Annotated in this window: 6 protein-coding genes; 2 read left to right on the forward strand and 4 right to left on the reverse strand. The window is 65.9% G+C overall.

Annotated features, from left to right (window positions below):
* Positions 1-170 precede the first annotated feature (170 nt).
* Positions 171-845 (reverse strand): winged helix-turn-helix transcriptional regulator, encoded by a 675-nt coding sequence (locus QOC69_RS36800; protein ID WP_526447901.1) that lies wholly within the window; start codon positions 843-845, stop codon positions 171-173.
* A 137-nt stretch (positions 846-982) separates the two neighbouring features.
* Here QOC69_RS36800 and QOC69_RS36805 point away from each other — a divergent pair, with 137 nt between their 5' ends.
* Both QOC69_RS36805 and QOC69_RS36810 read left to right on the forward strand, forming a co-directional pair.
* A complete protein-coding gene (locus tag QOC69_RS36805) occupies positions 983-1,810 on the forward strand; it encodes a methyltransferase domain-containing protein (RefSeq protein ID WP_526447908.1) in 828 nt (275 codons plus the stop codon).
* A 12-nt stretch (positions 1,811-1,822) separates the two neighbouring features.
* Complete coding sequence (locus tag QOC69_RS36810; RefSeq protein WP_526447903.1) at positions 1,823-2,884, forward strand: phosphotransferase family protein; 1,062 nt, start codon at positions 1,823-1,825, stop codon at positions 2,882-2,884.
* Here the strand turns inward: QOC69_RS36810 and QOC69_RS36815 are convergent.
* The 3 genes from QOC69_RS36815 to QOC69_RS36825 all read right to left on the reverse strand — a co-directional run.
* Positions 2,877-3,281 carry a hypothetical protein gene (locus QOC69_RS36815; protein WP_526447905.1) on the reverse strand — a complete coding sequence of 135 codons (405 nt, stop codon included), beginning with the start codon at positions 3,279-3,281 and terminating at the stop codon, positions 2,877-2,879. The genes QOC69_RS36810 and QOC69_RS36815 overlap by 8 nt on opposite strands.
* Before the next feature lie 271 nt (positions 3,282-3,552).
* A complete protein-coding gene (locus QOC69_RS36820; protein WP_526447910.1) occupies positions 3,553-3,942 on the reverse strand; it encodes a hypothetical protein in 390 nt (129 codons plus the stop codon).
* A 306-nt stretch (positions 3,943-4,248) separates the two neighbouring features.
* A partial coding sequence (locus QOC69_RS36825) for a hypothetical protein (protein ID WP_526447906.1) occupies positions 4,249-4,457 on the reverse strand: 209 nt, incomplete at its 5' end.

Consider the following 4,457-nt stretch of genomic DNA (forward strand, 5'->3'; position numbering starts at 1 on the left):
GTCCGGACCCTCCAGCTCGGCGGCCCAGTCGCCGACCGACCGGCCGTCCCAAAACAACTGACGTACAGCGGAACTCGTATCGGGTTGACGAGACAAGACCACGACCTGGTGGCCGCGCGTGCTCAGATCTGCTGAGATCCGTTGGCCGAGCGATCCTGCGAGAACGACCTTCACGCGGGCCGTGGCACGGCGGACAGCGTCGATTGCCCGATCAGAGAGGGGATGGTGCGGCGGACATCGGCCGGACCGGATAGCGTGACGCTGCCGTCGAGCAATGCGCGAGACCATTCCACGTCGCCACGCCAGATGCGGGTCAGGGTGAGCAGGCTCGTCTCGATCGTTCCCGCCACCTCGTAGCCCGGGTCGAAGTCACACACGTCGGCGTCGCCGTCCGACACCACCATCCACCAGCGCGACGCCTTCGGCGCCACGCCGCTCAGCCGAAACGCCACCGTGGTACGTCCCCGTGGCCACTTGTCGATGGGGATGGTGCGGCGGATGTCCCACATCAGAAGGTGCGGGTCGAGGTCCTCCTCGCCGAGCTCACCGATCCAGCGCACACCCCAAGCGCCCAGCGATTCGACCACGTCGGCGAGTTCCTTGCCACACGGAGTCAGTGTGTACGACGTGCGACCGTCGATCTCGGTGCGCTCCACGACCCCCGCGCGGGTGAGCGACTTCAGCCGCTTGGACAGCAGCGCCGGTGACATCTTCGGCACTCCCCGCCGCAGGTCGTTGAAATGCGTGCTGCCCGCCAACATCTCCCGCACGACGAGCAACGTCCACCGTTCGTCGAGCACTTCCATCGACTTGGCGACGGGGCAGAACTGGCCGTATCCAGACATCAACACACCTCCACAGCTAATGCACAGCAAGTCAAGTACACCCTCCACGGCGGAAAATGACCAGTACAGATTCGGTACTGGAGAACCCCGCGCCGTCCGGCGCACGATTTGCGATGAAGGACTACGAGGAGACCGTCATGAGCACTGCTGAAACCCCAACGTTGAATGAGGCGGTTGCCGCCAAACACCGGGCCATGTGGGCATCCGGCGACTACGCAAAACTCGCCACCCAACTCGTCTTGCCCCTCGGCCCCGTGCTGGTGCAGGCCACCGGCATAGCGCGCGGCGATCGAGTGCTCGACGTGGCCGCCGGCACCGGAAACGCGGCGATCCCCGCCGCGCTGACCGGCGCGAGCGTCGTCGCCAGCGACCTGTGCCCGGAATTGTTGGAGGACGGCCGCGCGCTGGCCGCCAAGCGCGGCGCCGAACTCGAATGGCGTGAAGCCAATGCCCACGAATTGCCGTTCGCCGACGACGAATTCGATGTCGTCATATCCTGTATCGGCGTGATGTTCGCGCCGTTCCACGAGCTCGCGGCCGGCGAATTGGTTCGGGTGTGCAAGCCGGGCGGCAGGATCGGTGTAATCAGCTGGACGCCCGAGGGTCACATCGGCAGACTGTGGGCCGCGATGAAGCCGTACGCTCCGGCGCCCCCGCCGGGTGCGCAGCCACCTCCGCTGTGGGGTCAAGAGGACCACGTCCGCGCACTGTTCGGCGACCGTGTCACCGATGTCGTTACCGAGCGACGGATGCTGACTGTCGATCGCTTCGCCGACGGCGCCGAGTTCCGTGACTACTTCAAGACGCTTTACGGGCCGACGATCGCGGTGTACCGCAACATCGAGGGTGATCCGGACCGCGTGGCGGCCCTCGACGCGGCCATCGCCGAGGTGGGCGACAGCGTTCTGAGCGGCTCGTCGACCATGGAATGGGAGTACCTGCTGCTGGTCGCCCGCAAGGCCTGACACGATGGCTGGATGTCTGGCGACGCGCAGCAGCTTCCGACACTGAGTCATGACGACCAGGCTGCGGTGCAGCGCTGGGTGCGTGAGCAAGGCCTGGGGTCGACACTCACCGATGTCGAGCCGCTAACCGGTGGCACACAGAACATCGTGGTGCGGCTTCACGTTGACGGGCGCCCGATGGTGCTGCGCCGTCCGCCGCTGCACCCCCGGCCGACAAGTGACAAGACGATGCTGCGCGAAATCGCGGCGCTGCGGACACTGGCCGGCACGACGGTGCCACATCCTGGGTTCATCGCCGGTTGCGACGACCTCGACGTACTCGGAGTGGTGTTCTACCTGATGGAGGAGGTCGACGGCTTCAACCCCGGCGACGATATGGATGAGGCCTACGTGCGTGACCCGGGTATGCGGCACCAGGTCGGGCTGTCATATGCGGCCAGCCTGGCGCAACTCGGCAACGTGGCATGGGAGGGCAAGCCGCTGGCCGAACTCAAGCGGCCGGGTTCCTTTCTGGAGCGCCAGGTTCCGCAGTTCCTGCGGCTGCTCGAAAGCTATCGACACGACCGGTACGCGCCCGAATCGCTGGCCGTCGGCGAACTCGCGGCGTGGCTGGAGGCCAACCGCCCTGCCGACGGCGTGCCAGGGATCCTGCACGGCGACCCTCACCTGAGTAACGTTCTGCTCCGCCGTGACAGGCCGGAGTTGGCGGCGTTCGTCGACTGGGAGATGTGCACTGTCGGCGATCCCCTACTGGACTTGGGTTGGATGCTCATCTGTTGGCCACTGGACACCAACATGATCACCGCTGGCACGGAACTGGCCGCGTTGGGTGGATTAGCCAGCCGACGCGAGCTTCTCGATGCCTACCTCGGGGCCGGCGGCCGCGAAACATCAAGGCTGGACTGGTATGTCGCGATGGCGTGTTTCAAGCTCGGCATCGTGATCGAGGGCACGTGGTCCCGTTATCTAGTGGGCCAGGCCAGCCGGGAGGCGGGGGAGCAGCTGCACGCGTCGGCGCAGAATCTGATCGACGTGGGCACGCGGGTGGCCACGGGCGACAGCCCGTTCACCTGACGCGTAGGTACAGGTACCGGAACGTGACGGCGCAGCGCGCCACCACGACCGCGGCCACGCCGAACGCGATCTCCGGCGGGGCGTTTCCGCTCTCCTCGTCGAGGACCACCAGCAGGCCGATGTTGATCAGGAAGTGAAAGAGGCCCGCGACGAGCAGATCCGGTGCACCCCTGCTGTGCAGGAGCGCGAGCACGATCGACGTCCCGATGGTGGCCGCCAGGAACGCCAGCAGGTACCAGCGCCAGCCGAGTTCTTCTCCGCAGGCGCCGACGAACTGGGCAACGAGAAGTGCTGCGACTGGCGGTCCGACGGTGGACATGCCCGTGACGGGAATGGCGATCCCGGCTGCAGCGCAAAGCGCGACGGTCAGCAGCAACAGACTGCCGGCAGCAGCCACGGGCTACACCGATCCGCAGCACGCCGCGGCCGGTGAAGGTTCCCGGCACGAACTGGAAGCGCCACCGGGTCGACCTCTTGAAGAGCAGGACCGTCGCGACGGCAGCGAACCCAGGCGCAAATTGGACGATCTCGATCAGGACGCGGGATCGATCCCGAGCGCGCCCTGGCCGGCCTGGCACGCTCCAGAGGCCAGGAACGTGATACCGACGAAGGTCGCGACCGGCAGCCAGATTATCGAAGCGCGGCCGACTGTCATCAGCCGCTTCAGGTCAACCGCCGAGTGCGGCGATCAGATCCTTGATCTTGGCGGATTCTTCTTCGCTTGCGTGCTCCTCGGCCTCGACCGCCTCGATGAGGTCGCGCCGCAGCCCCACCCCGTTCGCGGCTTCCTTGGTCGAGAGCTTGGCGCGTCCACGCGCGACGTACAGCCGCTGGCCCAGGGTGGCGTTCGGCCCGTGGGCGGCGGTCTCCATCAATTCGTCGTAGCGAGTCCGCACGCCGCTCAATGCGACGATGACCGACGGCGTGACCCTGCTGCGGCCCGCGGCTTCGGACAGCGATGCCTGCAGCTTGCGGAGCCCGTAGAGGATCACCCCTGCGCGGTGGGCGTACTCCGGATCACCGGGGTCGGGGAGGGCGTCGATCGCGGCCGCGTACATGTGCATCGCCGCATCGGACAGTCCGACAATTACTGGAGCTTCTCCGTCATTCGCCGACTCGGCCACAGCCACTCGATTCTTCGTCGAAACTCGAAACGATCGCCAGAGCACCCTCTGACAGGATCAAGGTCGCCGAAACCGTAACTCGGTTCGACAGCGGATTCAACCGGTAGTTCGGGTCGATCGGGGCTGCCGCCGGGCCTCGCAAACAACCACCGATCCCGCCAGTCCACGTGCGACGGAAGTGGAGTAGTCGACTACTCACGTCAGCCGGTCGACACGGCCATAAGTTCAGCGCGTGTCACCTCACCGACTGCCTGCCCGCAATCTCCGGCGGATCTCCACGAAACCTCCAAGCTCGAGCGCCTGGTGATCCCCGACGATCGATTCCGTGTGGGTGACCAATGAGTTCTCCATGAGAGGAATGGACAGTTGAGCATCTTGACCAAGGTTCCACCGGTGCAGTTGGTTCGCGGGATCGAGCGCGCCCGCCATCACCTGTTGCGGCTTCACCA

Origin of the sequence: Mycobacterium sp., assembly GCF_032162105.1 — a bacterium.
In the GTDB taxonomy this organism is placed as follows: Bacteria; Actinomycetota; Actinomycetes; order Mycobacteriales; family Mycobacteriaceae; genus Mycobacterium.